The sequence below is a fragment of the Caproicibacter sp. genome, from assembly GCF_046707225.1.
Classification (GTDB): Bacteria; Bacillota; Clostridia; order Oscillospirales; family Acutalibacteraceae; genus Caproicibacter.
Genome location: NZ_JBJKOP010000029.1, coordinates 206,988 through 233,256, shown reverse-complemented (window position 1 = coordinate 233,256; position 26,269 = coordinate 206,988). Strand labels below are relative to the sequence as shown.

The window sequence follows — 26,269 nt, the reverse complement described above, 5'->3', positions numbered from 1 at the left end:
CGACAGTTTGACTGCTTCTTCTTTAAATTCCTTATCATATTTGCGCATTTCAAACACCCCATCATTCTTTCCTTAATTCTATCACATTTTGGGTGTTTGACCTCTGCACTTCTATGATACCGCTCCAGATTGCAGCAAACGTAAATTTGGACGGAAAACAAGAAAGCATAACACAAATCAAGCTACGCATATAAATATGGCACGGGGTGATCAATTTGAGCAATTCAAAGAATAATTTCTGGAGTAATTCCATCCCTGTGTTTGTACTAATTATTTGCTGCATTGCATTTTTAATGCTATCGTTTCTCTCCTATCGCCGAATCGACCAAATCGCATCTACGCTTGAGAGCAGCCAGGCGCCGAAAACCGTGGTGATTGACGCAGGCCACGGCGGGGAAGACGGGGGAGCCTCCGGCAGATCCGGCATCCCTGAAAAGGAAATCAACCTGTCAATTTCTAAGGATCTGGAGCAGCTTCTAACCGTTTCAGGTTATCATGTTGTTATGACTCGAACAAGCGATACCTCAATCGGCGACAATACTCTCGGAACCATCCGTGAGAGAAAAGTAAGCGACATGCATGAAAGGTTAAAAATTCTGCAAAAGCAGGGAAACTGTATTTTTATCAGCATTCACCAAAACTATTTTACTCAAAGCCAATATAACGGCACCCAGATCTTCTATTCCAAGAACAACGCGGAAAGTAAGCCTCTTGCGGAAGATCTTCGTGCCAAAGTCATGAAATTATTGCAGATAGACAACAAAAGAGAAACAAAACCGGCAACAAGTTCTATTTATCTGTTATGGGAGGCGAAAGTTCCCTCTGTTCTGGTCGAGTGCGGTTTTCTATCCAACGCAGAGGAAGAAACCAAGCTGAAGGATCCTGTCTACCAGAAAAAAATAGCTTTTGCAATTTACAGCGGCTTTTTAGACTATTGCTCCGGGATTCGGCAACCTTCTTGAATTATCGGAAACAGTCGAATATAATGAATACAATACTATTAAAACGACAGGATGGGGAAGATGGGCGGAAAAATCAAGAGTGTTTATGTTTGCTCGGAATGCGGTTTGGAATCTCCCAAATGGTACGGGAAATGTCCCGGCTGCGGACTATGGAATACAATGACCGAAGAGATAGTGCAACCCGTTTCCAAAAAAGCGGTCGGTCAGAGCGGATTAAGGAGGTCCCTTCCTCAGGCAGTCGCTCTTGGCGCGCTTTCCGCGTCCGAAGAGGAAAGGTACCATACGGGAATGAGTGAACTGGACCGTGTGCTGGGGGGTGGAATCGTAAAGGGTTCGCTGATTCTGGTCGGCGGGGAACCGGGTATCGGAAAATCAACCATCCTTCTTCAAATTTGTCAGTACTTGGGGCAATCCCTGAAAATCCTATATGTCTCGGGAGAAGAATCAGGACGACAGATCAAGCTCCGCGCGGAACGGCTGGGGGTTACCTGTGAAAACCTTTACATCTTGACCGAAACGGATATTCAGGCGATTATAGAACAAATTCGTGAACAAAAACCGGATCTTGTCATGATCGATTCGATTCAAACAATGAATTTTACGGATTTAAATTCTTCCCCGGGAAGCGTAACACAGGTAAGAGAATGTACGAACGCAATTATGCGTGCAGCTAAGACACTGGAAATTCCGGTTATCATTGTCGGCCACGTCAACAAAGATGGAGCCATTGCGGGGCCTAAGGTTCTGGAGCATATTGTTGACGCGGTTCTTTACTTTGAGGGTGATCGGCAAATGTCGTACAGAATGCTTCGAGCGATTAAAAACCGTTACGGCTCCACAAATGAAATCGGTGTCTTTGAGATGGAGGAAGACGGGCTCCACCCGGTGGACAACCCGTCAAAAGCAATGCTGTCAGGCCGGCCAAGCCATGTTTCCGGCACCTGTGTCACCTGCGTGATGGAAGGGTCGCGGCCGATCTTAGCTGAAATCCAGGGTCTGGCAACAACTTCCGGTTATGGAACCCCCCGCCGTATGGCTACCGGCTTTGACTATAACCGAATGTCTCTTCTGCTCGCAGTCCTTGAAAAACGGGCCGGATACTATTTTTCGAATCTTGACGCTTATGTAAACGTCGTGGGTGGATTGAGATTGGAGGAACCGGCCTGTGATCTTGCGGTAGCGCTTGCGCTTACTTCAAGTTTAAAAAATAAGCCGCTCAACGATTCCGCGATCGTATTCGGCGAAATTGGACTTGCGGGCGAATTGCGTTCCGTTACGCATAGCGACGCCCGCATCAGTGAAGCAAAACGCCTGGGATTTGAATCCTGCATTCTTCCATATCACAGCCTAAATAGAATCCGTAACAAATGGAGCGGAATCCGGCTGATCGGCGTCAAAAATGTGAGGGAGGCGTTTGAGGCCGCGATTGAATAATATCGTCCGGGGAGCGGGGAGTCACTTTGATACAATGCACGCACCCGTCGCCGGTGTAGTTTGTGATGGCTGAGGGCGTTTCCAGGGTACAGTAACCGTCACGCTGATAGATGCAGTCTACATCACATTGAATGATGCTCATGAAAAATCACCTCAATAGTATTGTGTTGAGTTTAAAAAAATTTATTCAAGGCAACTTTTCTGGAAGACGTTATAATTTTCATCTCTCCTCACAAAATAACCTGAGATGGGGGAATGAAAATGAAACGTTTTGTAATGCTTTTTACCTTTACGCTCATTGCTGCGGCTGCTATTTTTATAGCCGGCAATGTTATAAAAAATTCCATTTTAAAGATTGGCGTAATCAGACTGGAACCGGAATCACAAGTCGAGTCCATTACCTGTACAGGAAAAGTGGAAGAAATCGCCGACGGAAACGTATATGCGCCGACCAATTCCATATCAAAAAAAATCTTTGTAAAAACAGGCCAACAGGTTAAAAAAGGACAGGCCTTGATGGTGGTAACGACAACCTCAGCAGATGCTGATTCAGCGTACGAAACGTATTCTCCCTACGGCGCTGCCGAACAGGTGACTCAACAAAAAACGCAGACATTATTAGCTCCCGTCAGCGGTACGGTGGCTTCCGTCTCCGTACCGGATACCGGCTATTATATTGACGCCAGAAAGCCTGCGGTTACGATTCAAGACTCCGCTGCATTGCAGGTTCGTTTGAGTGTGAACGAGTCACAGATCGCCGACATTAAAGCGGGTCAAAAAGCGGAAATAAGCGGCGTTGGGTTTAAAAATTCCTGCTATTCCGGAACAGTAAAGGAAATATCGAGTGAAGCCAAGCAAATTCAGACTGCCTCCGGGCAGAACACCGTTGTTGAGGTTCTGGTCAGCGTAGACAATCCGAAAGAAGACATTAAGCCCGGATTTACCGCAAAGGCAAAAATTATAACTTCCAATGACTCCTCCGTTCTGGTCGCGCCATACAGCGCCGTTCAGGCTGATGATAACGGAAACGAATATGTGCTGTGTGTTTCCGGCGGCAAAACGGTAAAAACTCCCGTGAAAACCGGACGGGAATTTGACAGCGGCTTCGAAATCATATCCGGCGTTTCCAAAGGGGATTGCGTTGTAACGGATGCGGAAAATATTACGGAAGGCGAACATGTCGTACCCGTCATAAGCAAGGCGGTGAATGCGCCGTGATTGATTACCTGAAATCCGCTTTCCGGAATCTGGGACGAAAAAGCGCCAGAACCTTTTTAACCATATTGGGCATCGTGATCGGAGTTTCTTCCGTAATCATCGTTGCAAGCATCAGTCAGTGCGGAACAAATTCCTTAAACTCAGAGCTAGATAGTCTCGGACTCAGCGGCCTGTCGATTACCACAAAAAAGGGAACAAATGTCTCGCTTACCTCCGGAGAGTTAAATTCGATTCGAAAAATCAGCCAGGTTCAGCAGGCATCTCCGATTCTTGTGGAAAACACGAGTATTTCCCTTCGGAAAGGCGCCACAACCGCATTGCTTTGGGGCATTGACACCAAGGCAAGCGATATCATTTCCGTAAAGGTTCTTTATGGCCGTCTGTTCAATAAGAGAGATGTCAATACCTGTGCAAATGTTTGCCTGGTCGATGAAGAGTTTTCCAAAAGCGCTTACCAAAGAAGCAATATCATTGGTAAAAGTATTTCTTTTCAATGCGGCGGGATTGAGCAGCCATTTACCGTCGTTGGTGTGATCAAGACCGGAACCGGCCTTTTGCAGAATCTGATCGGCGATTATATTCCCACATTTGTATATGTCCCTTATACAACCGTCCAGGCTTCAACCGGCCGCAGCGATTTCGACGAAATCGCAGTTAAAATCAAAGCGGGGGATAGCGCTGAAACTGTGGGAAAGATGATTGTCAGTAATTTAGACGCGAGCAACGGTACTGAAGACGCGTTCGTTTCCAACAACCTTGCAAAGCAAAAAGACGGGTTAATACAGATTCTCGATCTTGTAACATTAATTCTATCTGCGGTGGGGTCCATATCATTACTGGTGGCAAGCCTGAGCATTATGACGGTAATGCTTGTGTCGGTAAACGAAAGGACCAGGGAAATCGGCATTAAAAAAGCTCTGGGCGCTACCCGTGGAGCTATTATGCTGGAATTCTTGTTTGAAGCCGCGCTGATTTCCGTAATCGGATGCGTTCTTGGAATAGGGGTAGGGTATTTGGTCTCATTCGCCGGAGCATCCTACCTGCATGTAATGCTTAGCATCCGAACGGACATTATTTTACTGGCAACAGGCTTTTCTGTTCTTACCGGCATTATTTTCGGCGTTTATCCGGCTTATAAGGCAGCATGTTTAAAACCGGTAGACGCATTGAGGCAGGAGTAATCATGCGTTTTCTGAAAACCCCGAATCTTCCGGAGTCGGACGTCGCTTTGGCAGCCGTCTCCGATACATATCCCGGTATCCTGTTGGGGCTAACCGGTCTTGGTGTCAAAGTAATTCCCGTGCAACCGGCAAAGTTTCTTGAGTCCCCGGTGCAAAGCCACGCAGACCTGTTATGTCATCCTTTGGGAGGCAACAGAATCATTGCGGCAAAAGGGGAAGAATCCCTAAAATTGGCATTAGAAAGTTACAAATTTCGCATTACGGAATCAACTTTCATGATCAAAAGTCCTTATCCGAAGGACTGTGCTTTAAATGCGGCTCGCGTCGGAAAATTTCTAATTGCAAATAAAAAGATTATCGATCCGACTCTTTTGCATTTTTCAGAAGAAGAAAATATAAAATTTGTTGATGTCAGACAAGGATACACAAAATGCTCGGTTGCAATAGCGGACGAAAAATCCATTATTACAGCGGATTGCGGAATTCAGGCGGCAGCATTGAAGGCAGGTATGGACGTTCTGAAAATTCAGCCTGGATTCATTAAACTTACGGGATTTCCTTATGGATTTTTGGGTGGAGCCTGCTGTCTGATCGGGAAAAGAAAAATAGCATTTGCCGGCAATCCAACTCATCATCCGGATTACCTAAAAATCAAAAAATTTCTTGACTGTAGAAAAATCGAAATCATTTCACTCTATGACGGACCTCTTTTGGACGTCGGAGGAATTATCCCATTGATGGAACGGTAGGAAATAAAGAACCTTGACAGAACTAAAAAAACGGGATATAATTATACAAAATAAATATTTTGTATAATTTAGGGGATTCAAAAACCTAAAAACTGGTTTTTATTCGATTCGTGAAAGGATTTGTACTAAATGAAACCTGAAACACTTGCAGAGGCACCGCCGGTAGTCCGTGAATTTCTGGGCTACATTGGTACAATTCGCGGAAAATCACCGAAAACTGTTGAAGAATACTATCTCGATCTTCGTACTTTTTTTCGTTACATAAAACTGCAGCGCGGATTGGTTCCGCCGGGGACAAAATTTGAGAAAATAAAAATTTCAGACGTTACGATTGATCTGGTCAAAACAATCGATCTGACACAGGTATTCGAATATATGAATTATCTGAGTTCCGAACGCAGCAACAGTTCGGCCACCAGATCGCGAAAAGTGTCAAGTCTTCGCAGCTTTTTTAAATACCTGACCAACAAAGCCGGAAAACTTGAAAACAACCCTGTCAAAGAGCTGGAAACACCTAAAACTAAAAAATCACTTCCAAAGTATTTGTCCCTTGAGCAAAGTTTGGAACTTCTTTCAAAAGTTGAAGGAAAAACAAGAGAAAGAGACTATTGCATTTTAGTCCTTTTCTTAAATTGTGGAATGCGCCTTTCAGAGCTTGTAGGTCTGAATTTAACAGATCTTCACGAAGGAAATTCCACTGTGAAAATAACCGGCAAAGGCAACAAGGAACGAATCGTTTATTTAAACGAAGCATGCCACGATGCAATAAAGCGCTATTTGGCTGTGCGCCCTCGGGAAGGTTTGATCGATAAGAACGCTCTGTTTATCAGCGGCCAGCGAAAAAGGATCAGCCCCAAAACCGTTCAGTATCTGGTAAAAAAATATTTGTCTGAAATTGATTTAGGCGGACCCGGCTATTCCGTGCATAAGCTCCGCCATACGGCTGCCACATTAATGTACCAACACGGGCACGTTGATATTCGAGTCTTAAAGGACATTCTGGGTCATGAGAATCTGAGCACGACCGAAATTTACACGCATCTTTCAAATGAACAGATGGAAACAGCTGCGCAGGCTAATCCTCTTTCTCACGTGAAGCAAAGAGGCCCTCTTGTAAACAAAGAGAATAAAAAATAAAGGGGCGGCTTATACCGCTCCTTTAAAATAACTGTCTGTATTGCTATTCCTTTTTATCGGATTCACCCTGAAGACTGTTCTGATATGGCTGAATCATTGTTTTGTCAACCAACGGATAGATTGTAAAATTAATCAAAAACATTCCGAAAGAAAACAGCAACGTTAATACAAATACGATCCCAATCATCAAACTGAGCGCCATAATCTGAGATAAATAGAGAATCAGTGTCAAAACCGCCAATAGTATGGTAATCAGAATATTACGCCACAATCCGATAATTGCAAAGATTAATGCATTTTTGTAAATTTGCAGAAGATTTAAGTCAAATGTTACCGCCATGAGCGGAACATAATATTGGGCAAATAACAGTAAGAGTGCTATTGCGATGCAAAGGCACAAAGCAACCGCGTATAAAGTTCCATCCGTAAGTTTATGATAATAAAACCGAATCGAAACGCTAAGCACCAAATACAGGAGAATACAAACAACTCCGTTTGCCAGAAACATCTTCCAATTTTGTTTTATCGCATCGAAAAAATCTCCCATTAAAAACGCGTGTTCTTCGCGGGCATAATTTCTTGTTACAAAAGTCAAACCTGCTAAAGACGGTGATATCAGCAGAATGGGTATGATGACCAGCAAAAAATCAGGAATCAGATTTCGAAGCAAATAAGTGATTGCCAGCGCAATGATAGCAAAAACAGAGAATAGTAGATTAAGTTCTACCAATTGAGTAAACTTTCGAAAAAGGATTGCAAAGAAACGGATGAACGCATTCTTTTTCGGCTCGTCTTTCCTTACGCCGGGGCCAGGCTTATTATAGTCAATGTGAAAAAGTCCCAAAAAGTATCTCTCCCCTACCCTAATTTAGCCCTGGGATGGCATTGATTATACACTTCCTTGCAATGATCATTTAATAAATGGACATAAACCTGTGTGGACGAGATGTCGGCATGACCCAGCATGGCCTGAATGTCCTTCAGTTCAGCCCCGTTTTCCAAAAGATGAAGCGCAAAAGAATGGCGCAAGGTGTGCGGTGTAATTTCTTTCACAATTTTGGCCTGTTCCGCATACCCCTTTACGATCTTCCAAAAGCCCTGACGGGTTAACCGGCGCCCGTTCAGGTTGACAAACAAGGCCTGTCCCCCCGCGGGTGTGATCATATGGGATCGTACCCTGACAATGTAATCGGATATTGCGCTGATCGCGGTGGGATATACCGGAATCACACGCTCGCTTCGGGCTGTACTGCAACGCAGCATTCCGGTTCGCAGATTTATGCTGCCGATATCCAGATCCACCAACTCGGTTGCCCGGATCCCCGTCGCATAAAGAAGTTCCAGCATTGCCTTATCGCGGCACCCTTTTGGCTCTCTGGTGTTTGGCTGCGATAACAGCAGTTCAATTTCTTTTCCGCTTAAGATCTGTGGGAATTTTTTTTCGATCTTCTCCAGGTGAATCGCTTTTGCCGGATTAACCGTAGTATAGCCGAAAAGAAGCATATACTGATAAAAGCATCGAATGGATGCGATATTTCGTGTGATGGTTGCGTCGGACTTTTTGTTCTGTTTCATGTCCTCAATATAAGAGTTGATTTGGTCCGCATCAACCAACGCCGGATCATCCTTCCCGCTTTTGGTCAAATAAGAAATAAAATGTTCCACATCTCTTACATACGACTCCAGTGTATTCGCTGAAACCGATTTTTGGTTCACTAAATAATCACTGAAACTTGAACAAAAATCCTTCATTTTGTTCTATCCCCTCAATTTTGTTAAAAAGAAAACAGGCCGCCGAAACAGGCGGATAAAAGCAAATCAATCAGTGCCGATAAAAAAGCGACTCCCAAAATGGCGCCGAATTGCAAAATGTAAATTTTCAGCTTTGCTTGGTTTACCGTTTTGGAACCGCAGGACACCAGCAGGCGGGAAAAACCAATTCCCTCCCTGGCGGCAAGCAAAACCGATATGCAACAGGCTAAAGCGCCGGGCAATATCACGACCAGATTAAATAAAATCCCAAGCCCGCCGTAAGCCGCGTAAAGGTACCCGGAAGTAAGTCCCAGTCCAAATCCTCTGAAAAAAGGAATAAACGGGATCAGCAGCACTCCCCACATGGAAAGACCGCATAAAAAACACGCGAAAACGAAAAGGAAAGCCGAAGCAAAAGACGCTGTGAAAATGGAAAGAAAAGAAGCGGTCAGGCGCGCTTTAAAATTCCCGGCAAAAAGGAAATCCATCCGCTCCAGCGCCTGCGTATCCGCATTTCTTGCGTAAACGGCCCCCACGGCCATTCCCGCCAAAAACACAAGCGCCAGAAGTACCAGCTCCCAGTTCAGCCGCGCCGCTTTCAACATCTCACGCCCGCAGAATGTTGATTTTTTACGAATTCCGCGGGCAACAACAATTACCCTGCTCATACTCATACATTCCTCCCAACGGAGCATCTATCAAAATGTATGAGGGACAAACGGATTCTATGTTTACTTTCCCAATTCAATCGCTCGCTCAGTACAAGCTTTCATGGCTTCATCGATAACCTTTTCGAATTGGCTCTTCTTCAAAACATCCAGCGCCGCAACCGTTGTGCCTCCCTTGGAAGAGACTTTCTGAATCAGCTCATCCGGCGTATTTCCCGAATCCAAAAGCATTTTAGCACTGCCTTCCAGCGTCTGGCAAAAGAGAGGAAGCGATATGCCAGGCTCTATTCCCTGCTTCTCCGCGCTTTCGATTACCGCTTTGGCAAACAGATAAATATAAGCCGGGCTGCTGCCGTTTACGCTGATGACAGCGTCCATTTGGCTTTCAACAATCTGTGAAACGATACCGCAGGAAGAAAAAAGATTTAAAACCAATTGATAGGCAATGTCCGTTACATTTCCGGTTCTGCAGACGGCAGTAGCACCCTTGCCCATTAAAAGCGGGGTATTCGGCATTGCGCGAATCACAGGGCAACTGCAGGCAAGGGCATCTGTAATGGACTCTGAAGAGATGCCGGCTGCAATAGAGACCAAAGTTTTCGTTTCATTGACCGCCGAACGGATTTCAGAAAGCATCTCAGGAAAGCTCTGGGGTTTTACAGCGAGAAAAATAATATCACATGTTCTGACCAGATCGAGGGCCGAATCCACGGCCAAAACACCTGCTTTTTGGTGCAGATTCTCCCGTTTCTCCTGATGAATATCAAATACATAAATGTGATCCGCAGGGAAAGTATTTGCTTTGGCGACACCACAAACAATGGCGGACGTCATATTTCCGCCTCCGATAAATCCAACTTTCTGAGATTCCATTATCTTCCTCCGGACGATTTTATATCTTTATACTAAACCAATTCACGACTCGAATCAATACAAAAAAATACAGGATCTTCATTTTTATAAATTATGTAAAAATTAGGCCTGCAAATTTATGTAAACCTATAAAAATGAAAAAAACTTATTTTTGATCTGCCAGCGCCGCCTGAATCATGATGGCACATTCAAGCCTCTTCTTTTCCAGCGAACAGGAAATGGCATGCGGCTTGTGAATATCTCCCTCGTACTGCAGGTTGTTTGCGTTGCAGCCGCCGCTGCAGTAAAATTTAGCCCAGCAATTTTTGCACTCCGGTTTAGAATAAACGTTGGCTAGAGCAAAGCTGTCCTTCATGCCGGTATCCAGACTGCCGTCCAGGACACTGCCCATTTTCCATTCTTCCTGGCCCACAAACTGATGGCACGGATAAATGTCTCCCGTGGGGGTTATCGCAACATATTCGTTTCCGCAACTGCAGCCGCGCAGCCTTCTGATGGCACAGGGGCCCTGATTCAGATCGATCATAAAGTGGTAAAAGTCAAATCCCTTCCCCTCTTTACTGCGCTGAATAATCAAATTGGACAGTGTTTCATATTCCTCGAAAATTCTGGGCAAGTCCTCTTCCTTGACGGAATAATCCAGCTTTTCTTCCGAAACGACCGGCTCCATAGAGATTTCATTGAAGCCCAAATCCAACAAATGCTGAATGTCCTTTGTAAAATCCAGATTATATTTCGTGAAAGTTCCCCTGACGTAATAATCCTTATCTTTACTGCGCTTCTCGACCAGCTTTTGAAATTTCGGCAAGACGCTGTCATAGCACCCAGAACCGTCCACTCTGACTCGAAGCCTGTCATGAACGCTCTTTCTGCCGTCAAAGGATAAAATACAGTTGGACATTTCGCGGTTAATAAAATCGATCTTATCATCACTTAACAGCAAACCATTCGTCGTAATGGTAAATCGAAAGTTTTTATCGTATTTTTTTTCAATACTGCGCGCGTATTCCACTGTTTTTTTCACTACGTCAAAATTCATCAGCGGTTCGCCGCCAAAAAAATCGACCTCAAGATTATGGCGCCCTTTTGATTTCTCAATCAAAAAATCGATTGCGCTTTTTGCAACCTCAAACGGCATCAGCATTCTCTCTCCGCCAAAATCCCCCTGAGCGGCAAAACAGTATTCGCACCTAAGATTGCAGTCGTGCGCAATATTCAGACACATGGACTTGATTGGCGCGCTTTTCAGCATAGCCGCAAATTTTTCATACTCATCCGGAGAATACAGCTGGCCTTTCCTGTTCAGCTCCCGTATTTCCTCATATGCTTCCCGCACTGTCTCTTCATCATAACGGTCCTTTAAAGCGTCCATCATCGCTTCAGGCAGGTGTTCGGGAATTTCGCCTTCCTCCAAATAATCCAGCATGTCAAACGGAGCGTCGTCAAACAAATGCACGGCACCGCTGTTGGCATCCAAAACGATATGATAGCCGTTTAAGGAATACTTGTGAATCATTTACATTTCTCCATCCGAACAAAATTTAAGGGACAGAATTCTGTCCCTTTTGCGGTTATTTTAAAACCATTCAAATTCTGTTATTATCTGTTCTTATTTTCGCATTTCTGGTTGGAAACCGTGCAGGAAGTCTTGCATGCCGACTGGCAGGATGCCTGGCATTCGCCGCAGCCGCCTTTTGCAGCGCTTTCCTTAAGATTCGCTTGATTCAGCGTTCTAATCTGCTTCAATTTAAAAGCCTCCGTTTCACTGTGTTAGATAAGGTCGAAACTATTATAGCAACGTTACAAGAAATAGTCAAAATTATTTATGCTTCGACTTCGTTTTTTTGCTGACCGACAGAACACCGCCGACAGAACCGGACAAAACCATAACCAACAGACGGACACCGGATTGGGCCGGCTCCGTCGCTTTATTAGAAATTGCAAGTCCCGAGAACAAAAGCAGCGCAAAAAGAAGCATTCCGGCCGCCGCGCCGAACAATAGCCCACGTTTTTTCGAAATTTTAGCCGCAATATATCCGGCGGCAAACGCGCTGAGAACAGACACTGCTATGACCAAGGGCGACAAAAGCCCCTGCGGGATGCTTTCTGCCGAAACAAAAGCCAATGCTAAAACTCCCAAAAAAGCAGCACATAGGAAAGCCCCTGCAACGGAGCCGATCACAATCGCGCGAACAGCGTCCAGAACAGGTTTTTTATTCATTGACTTAGAACTTTTTATCGTAACCGCCCCCTCCAATATCCTGACTAATAGATATTCAGAGAAAGCGGCGGATATTACTGCTGAAAATGACTATTCCGCAGTATCATGGACCGTATCCACACTTCCAACTGCCCATTTTTTAATTTTCATTTTTGCACGGTCGGTACCGGTTTCAATAATCAGTGTGTTCGCATCGTCTTTCATTCCTACAACACGGCCAACAATTCCGCCGATTGTCGTGATATCATCGCCGATCTGAACACTGCTGCGCATTTTTTCTTCCTGTTTCTTCTTCTTTTGCTGGGGTCTCATCAAAAGGAAGTAAAAAATGCCGACGATTACAGCCATATAAAGGATGGTAATCCAAAGGCTGTCGCCCGCTCCGGCAGCTCCGCCGGTCAGTAAAAAGTTCATTAGTAACCAACACCTCTCTCTTAATGCTTAGATTATATCAGCAAAAATGTTTTCATGCAAGGTTTTCTCAAATTCTGCGGTTTAAAACTTCCAGATTCTCCTGATAATACCGTTCAAAGGTCCCATTGTCCAAAGAAATCCTGATTTTTTCAAACAGACTGTTGTAAAAATAAATATTATGCATGACGCAAAGCCGCATGGCCAGCATTTCCCCGCTTTTGAATAAATGATGGATATAAGCACGGGAAAAATTTTTGCAGACCGGACAGTCGCAGTCGGAGTCCAGCGGGGATTCATCCAACTCGTATTTTGCATTGAACAGATTCCGCCGTCCCTGCCAGGTGAAAACATGCCCATGCCTGGCGTTGCGGGTGGGCATGACGCAGTCGAACAGGTCCACACCCCTTTTGACCGCTTCCAAAATGTTCTCCGGCGTTCCAACACCCATCAGGTATCTCGGCTTGTCCTGCGGCATTTCCGGAATAACCGCATCAATAATGCGGTACATTTCCTCACTGCGTTCCCCGACAGCCAGACCGCCGATTGCATAGCCATCCAGATTAAGCTCCCGGATCCTTTTCATGCAGTCGATCCGAAGATCTTCATAGGTGCTTCCCTGATTGATTCCGAACAGCATCTGTCTCGGATTAATGGCTCCGGGCTCCCGATTCAGACGATCCATCGCCGCTTTGGAACGTTTCAGCCAGCGGATGGTACGTTCGCAGGATTCCCTCGCATATTCGTATGGTGCGGGATTCTGCACGCACTCGTCAAAGGCCATTGCAATCGTGGATGCAAGGTTCGACTGTATTTTCATGCTTTCCTCCGGCCCCATGAAAATTTTCCGGCCGTCAATATGGGACGCAAAGGTAACGCCGTCTTCCGTAATATTTCTCAGTTTTGCAAGAGAGAAAACCTGAAATCCACCGCTGTCCGTTAAAATCGGGCCGTCCCAACGGGTAAACTTGTGAAGTCCCCCCAGTGATTTTACAGTTTCATCGCCAGGGCGGAGATGCAGATGATAGGTATTGCAAAGCTGCACCTGACATTTCAGTTTTTTTAAGTCCAGCGCGGATACCGCGCCTTTAATTGCCCCGGCGGTTGCGACATTCATAAATGCCGGCATCTGAATCGTACCGTGCGGCGTTTCAAACTCGCCGCGCCTGGCCGTGCCGCAGTTTTTCATGAGACGATACATAGCAGCCATCCTTTATTCATAGATAAACATCGCGTCACCGAAACTGAAAAAGCGGTATTTCTCTTCAACCGCTGTCCGGTAAGCATTCATAATATAGTCATAACCGGCAAGGGCGGAAACCAGCATGATTAATGTGCTTTCGGGAAGATGAAAATTTGTAATCAACCCATCCAGCACCTTGAACCGATAACCAGGATAAATAAAAATATCCGTCCATCCGGCACATTCCCGAATACAGCCTTCTTTTGTCCCTACTGCCTCCAGCGTCCTGCAGCTTGTGGTTCCAACGGCGATCACCCGCCCTCCGTTCTTTTTCGTCCTGTTGATGAGGTCAGCCGTCTTCGCGGAAAGATAGTAATGCTCCGAATGCATCTTATGCTCCGTAATTTTTTCGGCTGTGACAGGGCGAAAAGTGCCAAGACCAACGTGAAGCGTAACAAAGGCGAGCTCAATTCCTTTGTCCCTGATTTTCTGGAGCAGTTCCGGGGTAAAATGAAGCCCCGCCGTCGGCGCGGCGGCCGACCCAACTTCTTTTGAATAGACAGTCTGATACCGTTCGTTATCTCTCAGTTCTTCTTTGATATAGTGCGGCAGCGGCATCTGTCCTATTTTGTCCAGTATTTCATAGAAATTTCCTTCACAGGTGAAACGGGCAAGGCGGTTCCCGTCTTCTATGATATTCAGGACCTCCGCATGCATAAGTCCGTTTCCAAACGTAAATTTCGATCCGATTTTAGCCCGTCTTCCGGGTCCGGTCAAAACCTCCCAGATATCCCCTTCCCGGTGATTCAGCAGCAGGAATTCAACCTTGGCGCCCGTTTCGTCTTTTATTCCGAACAGCCTCGCCGGAAGGACACGGGAATCATTGAGCACCAGGCAGTCCCCCGGATTCAGGTAATCGATGATATCATAAAAGTGCCGATGCTCTATTTCTCCCGTTTTGCGGTTCAGCGTCAGCAGGCGGGAAGAATCCCTCGGTTCCGCCGGCGTCTGCGCAATCAATTCCTCTGGAAGATCGTAGTAAAAATCTTTTGTTTTCAGATTTTTTAAATCAAGTTCCATTTTTATTCTCCCATTCAGTTGCTATTAGTCTACCAACAGTCTATTATAAATAAATTGACAATCAATAGCAACCCATGCTATTATATTTTAAGATTTATCTATACTACAGATAGAGGCGCGAATTTCAAAATTAGCGGGTGCGAGGCAGCCAAAGCCGAAGACCCCCCGCGAAAGGGAAAATCGCCGAAGGGGATGCCGCGGCAAGGGATCCGCCTGGTTAACCTGCGAACAGCATGTTAACTGTCATCAGTTTTGATGGAGAGCTATCGGCTTTATGAACGCGGCGTTTGCCGTCTTATAAATCGACAGTACCAGAATATTCTGATGACCGGTATTTTACCGGCTTTTTTATTACACAGATATTTTTTCTTGTCCTTTCATATATTATTTAGGAGGCCTGTTGTCATGAAAAATTATCGGGTTGGAATTATCGGCGCGACAGGCATGGTGGGGCAGCGTTTCGCCGTGCTTTTGGAAAATCATCCCTGGTTTACCGTAACCGCGTTGGCTGCAAGTGAACGGTCCGCCGGAAAGACCTATCGCGAAGCCGTGGGCAACCGTTGGCTGATGACCTCTCCCATGCCGAAACCTATGGAAAACATGATTATCATGGATGCCGAAAAAGACAAAGACAGAATTGTAGGAATGGTCGATTTTGTCTTCTGTGCGGTTAATATGGAGAAACAGAAAACCCGTGAGCTTGAAGAGATGTATGCAAAAGCGGAATGCCCCGTTGTTTCCAACAACAGCGCCAATCGCCTGGTTCCGGATGTTCCGATGCTGATTCCGGAAATCAACCCCGGCCACACAGACGTCATTCCGGCGCAGCGGAAGCGGCTCGGGACAAAACGCGGCTTTATCGCGGTAAAGCCAAACTGTTCCATTCAGACTTATGTTCCGGCAGTCACTCCCCTTCTGGATTTAAACGTTACTAAAATTCTCGCATGTACCTATCAGGCAATTTCCGGGGCCGGCAAAACCTTTGAAACATGGCCGGAGATGATCGACAATGTGATTCCGTTTATCGGCGGCGAAGAGGGCAAATCGGAAAACGAGCCGATGAAAATCTGGGGCCATGTTGAAAACGGCTCCATTGTAAATGCACCGACCCCAAATATTACGACGCAGTGTCTGCGCGTTCCGGTAAGCGACGGTCATACGGCTGCCGTATTTCTATCCTATGAAAAGAAAATCCCGATTGATGAAATGATTCAGCGTTGGGAAAATTTCAGCGGGGAACCACAGAAATTGGGACTCCCCAGCGCCCCGAAAAAATTCCTGTATTATTTTCAGGAAGAGGATCGTCCGCAGTCACGCCTGGATCGGAACCTCGAAAACGGTATGGCGGTTTCGATCGGACGTTTGCGCCCGGACAGTCAGTACGACGTTAAATTCGTCTGCCTGTCGCACAATACGCTGAGAGGGGCCGCCGGGGGCGGTGTTTTGATGGCTGAATATCTCTGTGCAAAGGGATTCATGGATTAATATATTGATTACCGGGAGGTAGAATAATGATGAAAAGGCTTGTCTTCACGGGTTCCGGCGTTGCTTTGGTAACTCCTATGAAACAGGACGGCTCCGTGAATTATGAAGTACTGGAACGTCTGGTCGATTTTCATATCAAAAGCGGTACCGACGCGATTATAGCCTGCGCCACAACCGGCGAATCCCCCGTCCTCAGTCATGAAGAGCACTGCAAGATCGTCGAATTTATTGTAAAGAAAGTTGATAAAAGGATTCCGGTGATCGCAAGTTCCGGAAGCAATGATACCAGATATGCCGTGGAATTGTCACAATCGCTTCAGGATGCCGGCGCGGATGCGCTTCTGCTGATCACGCCCTACTACAACAAAACGTCGCAGACCGGATTTATCAGGCATTTCCATTACATTGCCGACCGGGTAAATCTTCCCATGATTTTATACAACATCCCATCCCGAACCGGCTGTAATATTAAACCGGAAACTTATGTCGAACTGGCGAAGCATCCTAATATCGTCGGAACAAAGGAAGCCAACGGCGACCTGGCCGCCTGTGCAAAAACCATCTCTTTGTGCGGTGACGACCTCGCCGTTTATTCCGGGGAAGACAATCTGACTCTGCCGATTCTTTCCTTAGGAGGCAAAGGGGTAATCTCTGTTTTCTCCAATCTGCTTCCGAAAGTGATGAAGCAGATCTGCGCGGATTATTTCAACGGAAACACAGAAGCTTCCCGTCGATCGTTTTTAAAGTATCTGGAACTGATGGACGCGCTTTTCTGGGATGTGAACCCCATTCCGGTCAAAGCCGCAATGAATGATATGGGATTCGACTGCGGAGAATGCCGTCTTCCCCTGACCAGTTTAAGTGACGATTTAAGCCATAAACTGCTCGGGGTACTGGAAAAATATCAGTTAGTCAAATAGAAACACAGCAAATCATTGAAAAAGGACGAATCAAATAAAATGATAAAAATGATCCTAAGCGGATGCAGCGGCACAATGGGAAAAGTGATTGCCCATTGCACGGCTGAACGTAATGATATTGAAATTGTCGCAGGGATTGACCTGCACACCGGGACCGATCATTCTTTTCCGGTTTACCCTTCGCCGGAACAAGTCGACCGCGCAGCCGACGTCCTGGTCGACTTCTCGAATCCGGCCCTTTTAAATCCGCTTCTGGAATTTGGCAAAAAGACAAAACTGCCTGTTGTGCTCTGCACAACAGGGTACGATAAAAGCCAGGTCGAAGCCCTGAAAGAAGCCTCCGGGGAAATCCCGATATTTTATTCCCGCAATATGTCCATGGGAATCAACTTGTTGATCGAGCTTGCCAAGAAAGCGGAGCGTGTTCTTGGCAGCGGCGGCTTTGATGTGGAAATCGTCGAAGCGCATCACAATCAAAAGCTCGACGCCCCAAGCGGAACCGCGCTGATGATAGCAGATTCCATTGCCGAGGCTTCCGGGGAACAAATGCACTATCTATATGACCGCCATTCACAGCGAAAAAAGCGTTCCGCCCGGGAAATCGGAATCCATTCGATTCGGGGCGGCACCATTGTCGGAGAACACCGGGTGCTATTTGCGGGTCCGCATGAGGTTCTTACGATTTCTCACTCCGCTCAGTCCAAGGAGATTTTCGCGCACGGTGCGATCAATGCGGCCGTATTCCTTGCGCGTAAAGAAAAAGGACTTTACAGCATGGCTGATCTCATTCAAGAGGAGGACTGAAAATGAATTTGTCGCCAAAAATCACCACCGTCTCCGACATTACGCTGATCACTCTTCAGAAATGCCCGTCGGAACTGGAATTCATTGCAAACATCTTCCAAAGAATTGCAGGACTTGGCGTTGATGTAGACATGATTTCTCTGGCCCCTACGCAGGGAGCTTATACCTCGGTTTCCTTCACAATTTCGGATAATAGCCTTGACAAGATATTAAGCTTTACATCCGAGCTTCGCAACCAACGCCAAATCAGCGCGGTTGCCAGCAGCGGCAACTGCAAAATATCTGTTTACGATGCCGGAATGATCAATTCGCCGGGTGTTGCGGCCGAGGTTTTTGATGTTGCTTCTACGGTTCACGCGGATATTCGTTTGATCACAACTTCTGAAGTTGACATCTCGCTTCTGGTTACTGCGGCGGATTTTCAGGAAACCCTGAACGCGCTGACAAACAGGTTTCACAAATAATTGCAGGATGAGGGAATCCCCGGTTACAGAAAATTTGTAACCGGGGATTCCCTTATTTATGGTACTTACCGTGATTGATGATTTGAAACGCACGGTAAATTTGTTCGCAAAGCATTACTCTGGCAAGCTGGTGCGGAAAGGTCATCGCAGACATGGAAAGGCGAATAGAAGCATATTCTTTGACTCGGTCCGAAAGGCCAAACGAGCTTCCAATAACAAAGCTGATTTCGCTGGTACCGTGCAGGCTTAAAGTACGAATCAAATCCGCCATCCGCTCTGAGGAAACGGGCTCCCCCTCGACGCACAATGCCGCGGCGAAGGTATTTGCCGTCAGATTCAAAATCCGGTCGGCTTCCGCCTCCAAAGCCGCTTGTATCTGTGCTTTACCGGGGTTATCCGGCAAGCGGCTTTCCGGAAGCTCCGTGATCGTAAACCGACAAAAGGAATGCAGCCGTTTTTCATATTCCTCACAGGCTTTTCTCCAGTAGTCTTCCTTCAACTTTCCAATACAAATCAAATTGCATCTTAACATTAAAAAATAATTATTTTCCCTTCCGCGTTTTCCTTCGGCGCGATAGAAAGCTCGAAGTCAACCCCCTGCTTTAACCCTGACATGGTCAGGGAGCACAGAGAGGTTTGATAAGCCAGCTCCGGCGTATTGTTTTCTGAGCTGAGATGCGCCAGCACAAACCGGGTTGTTCCGCTTGCCGCCAGGCCATTTAATTCTTCCGCGCAATCCGTATTGGACAGGTGCCCTGTTTTTGACAAGATCCTTCTTTTGAGCGGGTATGGATACGGCCCGTTTTGCAGCATTCCAACATCGTGGTTAGACTCTAAAACCACCATGTCCGCGCCTGTAAGCTCGTGACGAACCTCATCCGACAAAAAGCCAAGGTCAGTCGATACCGCGACCGTTCTGCCGTCACGGGTTTCAATTCTGTACCCTATGCCCTCCGCACAGTCGTGAGACGTATGAAACGGCTTTATGTACATACCCGCATATTCCACGCCGTTTCCGCCGATCATTTGCGCTTCATATTTTTCGCTGAGGCAGTCAAGAAGTTCCAGCTCGGATAAGGTTCCTGCAGAAGCAAAAACAGGCAGTCGATGGCGCGAAGCAAAAACCCGAAGTCCTTTGATGTGATCGGAGTGCTCATGCGTTACAAAGATTGCCTTAACCGCCTCGCATTTAATTCCGCAGTGTTCCAGCATTGCATCCAGCTGTTTTGCGGTTCTGCCCGCATCGATCAGAATTCCCGATTCTTCGGACCCTATGTAATAACTGTTCCCGCTGCTTCCGCTGAAAAGGGTACAAAAACGTGCCAATTTATTTCCTCCATTGTCTTTTCTCGCCAAAATACTAAAAAAAGGGACGACTTTTGTCCGTCCCCTTCCCCTGAAACCGTTAAACAACTTTAGCCGATTCGCTGTCGGGAATATGAATCCGGCGAATATCCGCACCAAGCAGACGCAGCTTGTTTTCCAAATCTTCATAGCCGCGTTCAATGTGGCGGATATCTTCAATCTGCGTTACTCCGTGCGCGCAGAGAGCCGCTATGATCATCGCCGCTCCCGCGCGAAGATCCGTAGCGCGTACCGGGGCGGCATTCAGGTGGTCTATTCCCTCTATGACGGCAATTTTTCCGTCAACGGATATCTGGGCTCCCATCCGCTTCAGCTCCTCAACATAGCGAAAACGGTTATCCCACACGCTCTCGTTAATCATGCTCGTCCCGTTTGCAATAGAGAGAAGCACCGCAATCTGAGGGTGCATATCCGTAGGAAAGCCGGGATGAGGCATCGTTTTGATATTGCACTTATTCAGCAATCCGTTTCGGGCCACACGAATGGAATCGTCAAATTCTTCGATTTCAACGCCCATTTCTTCCAGCTTGGCGGAAATGGATTCCAGATGCTTTGGAATTACATTTTTTACCAGTATATTGCCACCAGTTGCCGCCGCGGCAACCATATAAGTTCCCGCTTCAATCTGGTCCGGAATAATCGAATAAGTGGTGCCGTTTAAATGATCGACGCCGTAGATTTTAATGACATCGGTACCGGCCCCCCTGACATCGGCCCCCATGGAATTTAAAAAGTTGGCCAGATCGACAATATGCGGCTCTTTGGCGGCATTTTCAATAACCGTCGTACCTTTCGCCCTGACGGCGGCCAGCATAATATTAACCGTGGCGCCAACAGACACGACATCAAGATAAATGCTGCATCCGGTAAGCTGGTCGGCAGATACGTCCACCATACCGTTTTCCAGCTTATATTTCGCGCCGAGGGCTAAAAAGCCTTTCAGGTGCTGATCGATCGGACGGACCCCGAAATCACAGCCGCCCGGCATTGTAACCACCGCATGATGAAAACGCCCCAGCAACGCCCCCATCAAATAATAGGAGCCGCGGATATGCCGTGCAAGTTCGTCAGACACAATATGGGTATGAATGGATCTGGAATCAATTTCAAACGTCGATTTATTGATCGTGCGAATTTTAGCGCCCATATCATATAAAATGCCTGTAATGGACGACACGTCCGTAATATCCGGGACATTTTCAATTCGGCAAACACCGTCTGAAAGAATCGCCGCCGGTATGATTGCAACAGCTGCGTTCTTCGCGCCGCTGATATTGACCTCCCCGGAAAGACGACATTCACCTTTAATAACGAATTTATCCAATGCGGTCGCTCCAATCTTAATTGACAATACTATTATAACAAGTTTTTTTCAAATATTTAGACTATTCGTCATTTTACCGCACTTGTAAATATTTGAATAAAACCACGCAAATTTGAACATAAAAAATGGTATAAGCCTACATCCAATTAAAAGGGAATTCAGCCATATTACACCTTATTGATAATAATACAAGGAACTTTAAAAGTCAATATCAACACAAAAATGATTCGCCGTTTGAAGAAACGGCGAATCTCTATTTAATTGTGGACATATAACATAGGATTTACCTTTGTTCCATTTTTTATAACCTCAAAATGACAATGTGGCCCGGTAGAATTCCCTGTGCTGCCCACTTTCGCGATTGCCTGACCTTTTGAAACCTTTTGTCCCACCGTAACAAGAATTTTGCTGCAATGTCCGTACAAAGTGCTTATGGTGCCGTTGTGGCGGATGACAACACGGTTTCCGTAACCTCCGTCCCATCCTGCCGCCGCTACAACGCCGCCGTCTGCGGCGACAATCGTCTTTCCATATGCGCTTGAGCCGGATATATCAATCCCGGTATGAAAGCTCCCCCAGCGCCAGGTAAAATAAGTTGTAATCGTATGCAAAGACGGCACAGGCCACATCAGATTTCCGCTGCTGACACCGCTTCCCGTTTTCGGTCTCTTTTTGGTGCCCGTCAAAACAACTTTATTAACAGGCTGAGAGAGTACGGTATTGCTGATGGATTCCCGCTTTGTTTCTACTCCGTTTACGGTATATACCTTATCGACGCACTCCTGTAATCCATCTGCGCCCTGTGTCAGAACTTTCGTGTAGTCCGTATATTTGGTATCATCATTTTGGGTAATTGTTTTAAATGGAATCGAAACCCGATAACTCTCGGTCTTAACGAGCTCAACCTTCAGCTTTGGTTCGGCAATTTCAAGATTAATCAGGTCGCCCGGATGGATGGAATCGCCAAGTTGATTGTCGTTAATTTTGTTGAGATCGGAAAGCGTCATGTTATTTGCTTTGGCGATGGATGTAACGGTATCCCCATCCTTGACGGTGTAAGTTACCCCCGCTTTCGAGGTACTGTTCAGAATTTTTTTCATATCATCCGTTGAAATGATTGAAATCGTTGGGTACAATCCGTTTTCAATTTCAACATTCTGTGTAAACTGAGCCGTTGCGTTTTGATCATTGCCCTTTGCAGTATCCAGCAAATTCTGAATCAAATATCTTAAGTCCGCACTGCTTTTCACAGCGCCAATCAGTTCACCGTCAACATATAATCCGCTGGCTTCTTCAATAATGCCGTTGGACTGCTCGATCAACTTGTTACAAACAAAAGAGGCGGTTGCAAAGGCACTGTTCCCTACGGAAAGCTTAAAATTCGGTTTAAAGCTCAGCTGAGATTCACTGTCCACAGTATCGTGGACCATTCGCTGGTTCACCATTTCCGTGGCCTGTTCATAAGTGTTTTCGTTCTGTATTACGGCGATTTGTTTCCCGTTGTTCTCAAGAACCAGTCCATAACTTAAATGATTCCAGTATTGAACGGTGAAAAACAAAGCTAAAATAGATACGGTCGGTACGGCAATATTGAGGACGGAAAAAACAAATCTTTTGTGAAGCCGGAAGCTGATACCGGTAATGTGAAAACATTCTTTTAAAACAGCCAGCGCGCCCTCACGCCGGGCATCCGATAACCGTTTTTTCGCGATCGAAAAGCCCTTTCGAATCGAATGAAGCTCCGTTTTCAACCAAAGAAATCTTCTGCCCAGCAAAAGAAAGTACAAGCGCTTACAGACATTCGTAAACGGTCGAAAGAATATCGATAATTTGCGCCGCTGATGCTTAAGAATCCGGATCGATTGTATTCCAACAATATATAAGAAGCGGCAAAAGCAGGTACCTGTATCCTGTAACTTCAGCCGGGCCGCCCCCCAGTCAGGGTCCGGCAGCTTGGCCAGCTTTTGAACCCGCATGCAAACAAATCCTTTCAAGGTTTAAATAATTACAACTTTGTAACTCCCGCTCTTTATCATATAACAAAAGTTACAAGTTTGCAACCCTTTAAAAGGAATTCCTATCCTTGGAAATTATAATTCAATTTTTCAACCGTCCAGTTTTCAATGACCGGCAGAAAGGCTTTAACTTCCTGTACCGTACCAGACAGGTCATGCTCCAGGTAATTGCCGCATTCCGAAGCCGCAGCCCCGGGAATAGGCCCGTCATATTCCGAAATTTTCTGAAAAGTATCGACAATCAGGCGAATCGCTTCGGACGGTTTCGTATTCCGAAGCAAAAGATAAAAGCCGGTTCTGCATCCCATCGGCCCAAAATAGATCACATGATCTTTTGTCTCCGAGTTCCTTGCAAAAGTGGCAAACAAATGCTCTATGGTATGAAGAACCGGATTTGGAAGAAACGGCGGAATATTCGGTCTTCTCATCCTAATATCGTAGGTGACAATATCTCCGTCAACGCGTGAGGTGTAAATACCGGGTAAAAGTTTGTTGTGGTCAACGCAAAAGCTCGCAATTCGTTCCATAATAAGCCTCCTTAACAAAATGGAATATCATGTGTCAACTCGGTCAGGTCAGACGTTTTAAACTCATGCAAAAAATACTGACTTTCCTGAACGGACAAATCAAACAAATCAAAAAAGCTTTCTTTTCTTACGATCGAGTCTTTTTCCGGATTCTTCCATTCGGAATGCAGGATATTCGCGTAATCAAATTCATCCTGTTCGTTGATTCCGCGAATCACGCTGGAAACAAGATATTTTTTCGTCAGCTTTTCCAGCGCTTCCGCAACCGGTTTTTTAATCATCCATTTATCGTTGAGGAATCCGCAGACCTTTCTGCAGTCCGCCAATGCATGAAGCAGCTCGTTCTGCCGGTTGTGGATCCCATAGAGCCGTTCAAAGACATAAGAGTACAGCCGCACGACTGATTCCTGTACTTCCTTATTTTCAGGCACTGTGATTCTTAAATCGAAGTCATTCGCAAGAGTCCCGGTGATTGAGCGCAGGATAATGCCGTCCAATACGGATTCCACGTGATTGTGAAGAAATCCGTCCCCTCTGCCGGGATACTTTTTGCGCAAAGTTTTGACGTTCCAGTAAACAAACGGATGGGCAGTCCTATCCAGACTGTAATGACATAAAAATCCGGAAAGATAGGCCTCCGACCTTTCATCTCCTCTTGTTTGCTGATAATCGCGCATTGCGGATAGCAGCCGGGACGGCTTTTCATGGTGCAGCCGGCTGCCCATGGTGCGCAGATTTTCCCGAAACGGCTGAAAAAGTCTGTGGTAATAAAGAAAATCAGGCCCCTGTGCGCCCCAAAGAAAAGCGTCCCTGGATTTCGGGCTGTTGCTTTCCTGAACCTGTAGCGCATGGTAGTAATGTGTAATGGCGGCGGGCAATTCTATCATCGTCCCAACTAGAAAAATTTATTCCTTTGCAAATAGAAAAGGAATGCAGCAGTCTGCCGCATTCCTCATTTTAGCACAGGACCAAAGGATTTTAAAGGACCTTTGATAAAAAGTCTTTCAGCCGCGGATTTTTCGGCTGCGTAAAAAACTCGTCGGGCTTGGCCTCCTCCAGAATCTGACCATCCGACATAAACAAAACCCGGGTCGCCACTTCTCTCGCAAATCCCATTTCGTGGGTTACGACGACCATGGTCATACCTTCATCGGCCAGTTCCTTCATCACCTGAAGGACTTCTCCAACCATTTCCGGGTCAAGCGCGCTGGTAGGTTCGTCGAACAGCATGACATCCGGCTCCATCGCAAGCGCCCGAACAATGGCAATACGCTGCTTCTGACCGCCGGACAACTGCCCCGGGTATGCGTCCGACTTATCGGCTAGTCCCACCCGCTCCAAAAGCCGCTCTGCCTGCCTGTCGGCGTCCTTAGGGGCTTTCAGCTTCAAGGTGACGGGAGCAAGGGTAATATTCTGTCTTACCGTAAGGTGAGGAAACAGATTAAAGTGCTGAAAAACCATTCCCATTTTACGGCGGTGACGGTCAATATCGCACTTGGGGGTGTTAATCTGCTGACCCTCAAACCAAATTTCGCCTTTCGTCGGCTGTTCAAGAAGATTCAGGCATCGCAGAAACGTGCTTTTTCCGGAACCGGACGGTCCGACTACAACAACCTTTTCCCCTTTTTCTATCTCCTGATTAATCCCTTTGAGAACCTCGATGTCACCGTCAAGCGTATGAAAGCTTTTGGAAAGATTTTTAACGGTTATCACTTCTGTGCAGCCTCCTTTCAAAGCGAGTGAGAGCTGTGGTGAGTCCTATCACGATCACTAAGTATACCGCCGCGGTCGTTAAGAGCGGCGTATACGGCTGGTAAGTAATGCTGAGAATAATATAGCCGCCCTTTGTCAAATCCTGAATCCCAATATAACCGGCCACGGATGTTTCTTTCAGCAGAGCGATAAATTCATTACCGATTGCGGGAAGGACATTTTTCAAGGCCTGCGGAAAAACTATTTTGATCATTGTTGTTCTCTGGCTTAAACCGAGCGATCGCCCTGCTTCAATCTGTCCTTTATCAACCGACTGAATTCCGCTGCGGATGACCTCCGCCACATAAGCCCCCGAATTAATTCCAAACGCTAAAATAGCTGCGGTAACGTCACTGACCTTTGCTTGATTCAAAATAATATAATACATAATCATCAGTTGAACAACCACAGGTGTTCCACGGATTAATGTTAAGTACAAACTGCAGATGTTATTCGCAATCCGTAGTTTTTTAGGATTATTTCCATGGCCTACTTTGACTAACGCTACCAGTGTACCAAGCAGCACCCCCAGCAGCACTGCAAACAGCGTGATAATCAAGGTGTTTTTCAAACCATCTATAATGTAATGATAGCGGTTCTTATAAATTAAACACTGATAAAGCTGATCGGACAGTTTCAGGTATAGGTTTACAAAAAACCGCGTAAATTTGCTGCCCGTATCCGCCGCTAAAGTGATTGAAAAAAAAGAAAACAGTAGGTTCATTAGCATCCTCCCGCTGAAAA

General features: G+C 46.1%; 28 protein-coding genes and 1 riboswitch. Of the genes, 10 read left to right on the top strand and 18 right to left on the bottom strand.

What is annotated here, in order from left to right:
* Positions 1-257: 257 nt before the first annotated feature.
* The 6 genes from ACLQ3M_RS06095 to ACLQ3M_RS06070 all read left to right on the top strand — a co-directional run bounded on the left by ACLQ3M_RS06095 (position 258) and on the right by ACLQ3M_RS06070 (position 6,681).
* Positions 258-962: an N-acetylmuramoyl-L-alanine amidase gene (locus ACLQ3M_RS06095; RefSeq protein ID WP_411676802.1), complete on the top strand. Its 705-nt coding sequence runs from the start codon at positions 258-260 to the stop codon at positions 960-962.
* A 60-nt stretch (positions 963-1,022) separates the two neighbouring features.
* A complete protein-coding gene (gene radA, locus ACLQ3M_RS06090; protein WP_411676801.1) occupies positions 1,023-2,396 on the top strand; it encodes a DNA repair protein RadA in 1,374 nt (457 codons plus the stop codon).
* A 261-nt stretch (positions 2,397-2,657) separates the two neighbouring features.
* The gene (locus ACLQ3M_RS06085; protein WP_411676800.1) at positions 2,658-3,614 is read left to right on the top strand and encodes an efflux RND transporter periplasmic adaptor subunit; all 957 of its coding nucleotides are present in this window, start codon (positions 2,658-2,660) and stop codon (positions 3,612-3,614) included.
* A complete protein-coding gene (locus tag ACLQ3M_RS06080) occupies positions 3,611-4,795 on the top strand; it encodes an ABC transporter permease (RefSeq protein WP_411676799.1) in 1,185 nt (394 codons plus the stop codon). The genes ACLQ3M_RS06085 and ACLQ3M_RS06080 overlap by 4 nt, the downstream gene beginning before the upstream one ends.
* 2 nt (positions 4,796-4,797) lie before the next feature.
* A complete protein-coding gene (locus tag ACLQ3M_RS06075; RefSeq protein ID WP_411676798.1) occupies positions 4,798-5,544 on the top strand; it encodes a DUF6873 family GME fold protein in 747 nt (248 codons plus the stop codon).
* Between the two features lie 129 nt (positions 5,545-5,673).
* Positions 5,674-6,681 (top strand): tyrosine recombinase XerC, encoded by a 1,008-nt coding sequence (locus ACLQ3M_RS06070; RefSeq protein ID WP_411676797.1) that lies wholly within the window; start codon positions 5,674-5,676, stop codon positions 6,679-6,681.
* A gap of 43 nt (positions 6,682-6,724) precedes the next feature.
* On the opposite strand, the gene ACLQ3M_RS06065 is transcribed toward ACLQ3M_RS06070, so the two are convergent.
* From ACLQ3M_RS06065 to queA, 10 genes are all read right to left on the bottom strand, one after another.
* On the bottom strand, positions 6,725-7,525 hold the full coding sequence (locus ACLQ3M_RS06065) for a DUF624 domain-containing protein (RefSeq protein WP_411676796.1): 801 nt from the start codon (positions 7,523-7,525) through the stop codon (positions 6,725-6,727).
* Between the two features lie 14 nt (positions 7,526-7,539).
* The gene (locus ACLQ3M_RS06060; protein ID WP_411676795.1) at positions 7,540-8,433 is read right to left on the bottom strand and encodes a tyrosine recombinase; all 894 of its coding nucleotides are present in this window, start codon (positions 8,431-8,433) and stop codon (positions 7,540-7,542) included.
* 23 nt (positions 8,434-8,456) lie between these two features.
* Positions 8,457-9,101 (bottom strand): stage II sporulation protein M, encoded by a 645-nt coding sequence (locus ACLQ3M_RS06055; RefSeq protein ID WP_411676794.1) that lies wholly within the window; start codon positions 9,099-9,101, stop codon positions 8,457-8,459.
* 63 nt (positions 9,102-9,164) lie between these two features.
* A complete protein-coding gene (gene proC, locus ACLQ3M_RS06050) occupies positions 9,165-9,974 on the bottom strand; it encodes a pyrroline-5-carboxylate reductase (protein WP_411676792.1) in 810 nt (269 codons plus the stop codon).
* 145 nt (positions 9,975-10,119) lie between these two features.
* Complete coding sequence (scfB, locus tag ACLQ3M_RS06045; RefSeq protein WP_411676791.1) at positions 10,120-11,490, bottom strand: thioether cross-link-forming SCIFF peptide maturase; 1,371 nt, start codon at positions 11,488-11,490, stop codon at positions 10,120-10,122.
* 83 nt (positions 11,491-11,573) lie between these two features.
* The gene (scfA, locus tag ACLQ3M_RS06040; RefSeq protein ID WP_411676790.1) at positions 11,574-11,720 is read right to left on the bottom strand and encodes a six-cysteine ranthipeptide SCIFF; all 147 of its coding nucleotides are present in this window, start codon (positions 11,718-11,720) and stop codon (positions 11,574-11,576) included.
* Positions 11,721-11,793: 73 nt separating this feature from the next.
* The gene (locus ACLQ3M_RS06035; RefSeq protein ID WP_411676789.1) at positions 11,794-12,195 is read right to left on the bottom strand and encodes a TIGR04086 family membrane protein; all 402 of its coding nucleotides are present in this window, start codon (positions 12,193-12,195) and stop codon (positions 11,794-11,796) included.
* Between the two features lie 90 nt (positions 12,196-12,285).
* Complete coding sequence (yajC, locus tag ACLQ3M_RS06030; RefSeq protein ID WP_411676788.1) at positions 12,286-12,609, bottom strand: preprotein translocase subunit YajC; 324 nt, start codon at positions 12,607-12,609, stop codon at positions 12,286-12,288.
* A gap of 67 nt (positions 12,610-12,676) precedes the next feature.
* Complete coding sequence (tgt, locus tag ACLQ3M_RS06025; RefSeq protein WP_411676787.1) at positions 12,677-13,807, bottom strand: tRNA guanosine(34) transglycosylase Tgt; 1,131 nt, start codon at positions 13,805-13,807, stop codon at positions 12,677-12,679.
* 12 nt (positions 13,808-13,819) lie between these two features.
* A complete protein-coding gene (queA, locus tag ACLQ3M_RS06020) occupies positions 13,820-14,848 on the bottom strand; it encodes a tRNA preQ1(34) S-adenosylmethionine ribosyltransferase-isomerase QueA (RefSeq protein ID WP_411676809.1) in 1,029 nt (342 codons plus the stop codon).
* Positions 14,849-14,971: 123 nt separating this feature from the next.
* Positions 14,972-15,143, top strand: a riboswitch (Lysine riboswitch).
* A 131-nt stretch (positions 15,144-15,274) separates the two neighbouring features.
* On the opposite strand from queA, the gene asd reads away from it, so the two are divergent.
* Genes asd through ACLQ3M_RS06000 form a run of 4 tightly spaced genes read left to right on the top strand, consistent with a single transcriptional unit; the run spans position 15,275 to position 18,542 of the window.
* On the top strand, positions 15,275-16,354 hold the full coding sequence (gene asd / locus ACLQ3M_RS06015; protein WP_411676786.1) for an aspartate-semialdehyde dehydrogenase: 1,080 nt from the start codon (positions 15,275-15,277) through the stop codon (positions 16,352-16,354).
* Between the two features lie 29 nt (positions 16,355-16,383).
* Positions 16,384-17,274 (top strand): 4-hydroxy-tetrahydrodipicolinate synthase, encoded by an 891-nt coding sequence (dapA, locus tag ACLQ3M_RS06010; RefSeq protein WP_411676808.1) that lies wholly within the window; start codon positions 16,384-16,386, stop codon positions 17,272-17,274.
* 39 nt (positions 17,275-17,313) lie between these two features.
* Entirely contained in the window at positions 17,314-18,078 is a 765-nt protein-coding gene (gene dapB, locus ACLQ3M_RS06005) for a 4-hydroxy-tetrahydrodipicolinate reductase (protein ID WP_411676785.1), read from the top strand.
* A gap of 2 nt (positions 18,079-18,080) precedes the next feature.
* Positions 18,081-18,542, top strand: coding sequence for an ACT domain-containing protein (locus tag ACLQ3M_RS06000; protein ID WP_411676784.1), 462 nt, complete (start codon positions 18,081-18,083; stop codon positions 18,540-18,542).
* A gap of 52 nt (positions 18,543-18,594) precedes the next feature.
* On the opposite strand, the gene rlmH is transcribed toward ACLQ3M_RS06000, so the two are convergent.
* From rlmH to ACLQ3M_RS05960, 8 genes are all read right to left on the bottom strand, one after another.
* The gene (rlmH, locus tag ACLQ3M_RS05995; RefSeq protein WP_411676783.1) at positions 18,595-19,074 is read right to left on the bottom strand and encodes a 23S rRNA (pseudouridine(1915)-N(3))-methyltransferase RlmH; all 480 of its coding nucleotides are present in this window, start codon (positions 19,072-19,074) and stop codon (positions 18,595-18,597) included.
* Positions 19,074-19,868, bottom strand: a complete 795-nt coding sequence (locus ACLQ3M_RS05990) for an MBL fold metallo-hydrolase (RefSeq protein ID WP_411676782.1) — start codon at positions 19,866-19,868, stop codon at positions 19,074-19,076. The genes rlmH and ACLQ3M_RS05990 overlap by 1 nt, the downstream gene beginning before the upstream one ends.
* Before the next feature lie 79 nt (positions 19,869-19,947).
* Positions 19,948-21,231, bottom strand: coding sequence for a UDP-N-acetylglucosamine 1-carboxyvinyltransferase (locus ACLQ3M_RS05985; protein ID WP_411676781.1), 1,284 nt, complete (start codon positions 21,229-21,231; stop codon positions 19,948-19,950).
* A 257-nt stretch (positions 21,232-21,488) separates the two neighbouring features.
* On the bottom strand, positions 21,489-22,982 hold the full coding sequence (locus ACLQ3M_RS05980; RefSeq protein WP_411676780.1) for a peptidoglycan DD-metalloendopeptidase family protein: 1,494 nt from the start codon (positions 22,980-22,982) through the stop codon (positions 21,489-21,491).
* A 326-nt stretch (positions 22,983-23,308) separates the two neighbouring features.
* Entirely contained in the window at positions 23,309-23,773 is a 465-nt protein-coding gene (locus ACLQ3M_RS05975; protein WP_411676779.1) for an S-ribosylhomocysteine lyase, read from the bottom strand.
* 11 nt (positions 23,774-23,784) lie between these two features.
* Positions 23,785-24,660, bottom strand: a complete 876-nt coding sequence (locus ACLQ3M_RS05970) for a zinc dependent phospholipase C family protein (protein ID WP_411676778.1) — start codon at positions 24,658-24,660, stop codon at positions 23,785-23,787.
* A 91-nt stretch (positions 24,661-24,751) separates the two neighbouring features.
* On the bottom strand, positions 24,752-25,486 hold the full coding sequence (locus ACLQ3M_RS05965; protein ID WP_411676777.1) for an amino acid ABC transporter ATP-binding protein: 735 nt from the start codon (positions 25,484-25,486) through the stop codon (positions 24,752-24,754).
* Entirely contained in the window at positions 25,473-26,249 is a 777-nt protein-coding gene (locus ACLQ3M_RS05960) for an amino acid ABC transporter permease (RefSeq protein ID WP_411676776.1), read from the bottom strand. The genes ACLQ3M_RS05965 and ACLQ3M_RS05960 overlap by 14 nt, the downstream gene beginning before the upstream one ends.
* Positions 26,250-26,269: the final 20 nt, after the last annotated feature.

Excerpts from the sequence above, each read along its gene's own strand:
- ACLQ3M_RS06055 (WP_411676794.1), bottom strand. The coding sequence starts at position 9,101 with ATGAGCAGGGTAATTGTTGTTGCCCGCGGAATTCGTAAAAAATCAACA.
- proC (WP_411676792.1), bottom strand. The coding sequence starts at position 9,974 with ATGGAATCTCAGAAAGTTGGATTTATCGGAGGCGGAAATATGACGTCC.
- scfB (WP_411676791.1), bottom strand. The coding sequence starts at position 11,490 with ATGATTCACAAGTATTCCTTAAACGGCTATCATATCGTTTTGGATGCC.
- yajC (WP_411676788.1), bottom strand. The coding sequence starts at position 12,609 with ATGAACTTTTTACTGACCGGCGGAGCTGCCGGAGCGGGCGACAGCCTT.
- ACLQ3M_RS05960 (WP_411676776.1), bottom strand. The coding sequence starts at position 26,249 with ATGAACCTACTGTTTTCTTTTTTTTCAATCACTTTAGCGGCGGATACG.
- ACLQ3M_RS05975 (WP_411676779.1), bottom strand. The coding sequence starts at position 23,773 with ATGGAACGAATTGCGAGCTTTTGCGTTGACCACAACAAACTTTTACCC.
- dapA (WP_411676808.1), top strand. The coding sequence starts at position 16,384 with ATGAAAAGGCTTGTCTTCACGGGTTCCGGCGTTGCTTTGGTAACTCCT.
- rlmH (WP_411676783.1), bottom strand. The coding sequence starts at position 19,074 with ATGTTAAGATGCAATTTGATTTGTATTGGAAAGTTGAAGGAAGACTAC.
- asd (WP_411676786.1), top strand. The coding sequence starts at position 15,275 with ATGAAAAATTATCGGGTTGGAATTATCGGCGCGACAGGCATGGTGGGG.
- ACLQ3M_RS05970 (WP_411676778.1), bottom strand. The coding sequence starts at position 24,660 with ATGATAGAATTGCCCGCCGCCATTACACATTACTACCATGCGCTACAG.
- tgt (WP_411676787.1), bottom strand. The coding sequence starts at position 13,807 with ATGTATCGTCTCATGAAAAACTGCGGCACGGCCAGGCGCGGCGAGTTT.
- ACLQ3M_RS06085 (WP_411676800.1), top strand. The coding sequence starts at position 2,658 with ATGAAACGTTTTGTAATGCTTTTTACCTTTACGCTCATTGCTGCGGCT.
- ACLQ3M_RS06000 (WP_411676784.1), top strand. The coding sequence starts at position 18,081 with ATGAATTTGTCGCCAAAAATCACCACCGTCTCCGACATTACGCTGATC.
- ACLQ3M_RS06035 (WP_411676789.1), bottom strand. The coding sequence starts at position 12,195 with ATGAATAAAAAACCTGTTCTGGACGCTGTTCGCGCGATTGTGATCGGC.
- ACLQ3M_RS06070 (WP_411676797.1), top strand. The coding sequence starts at position 5,674 with ATGAAACCTGAAACACTTGCAGAGGCACCGCCGGTAGTCCGTGAATTT.
- ACLQ3M_RS06060 (WP_411676795.1), bottom strand. The coding sequence starts at position 8,433 with ATGAAGGATTTTTGTTCAAGTTTCAGTGATTATTTAGTGAACCAAAAA.
- ACLQ3M_RS06075 (WP_411676798.1), top strand. The coding sequence starts at position 4,798 with ATGCGTTTTCTGAAAACCCCGAATCTTCCGGAGTCGGACGTCGCTTTG.
- dapB (WP_411676785.1), top strand. The coding sequence starts at position 17,314 with ATGATAAAAATGATCCTAAGCGGATGCAGCGGCACAATGGGAAAAGTG.
- radA (WP_411676801.1), top strand. The coding sequence starts at position 1,023 with ATGGGCGGAAAAATCAAGAGTGTTTATGTTTGCTCGGAATGCGGTTTG.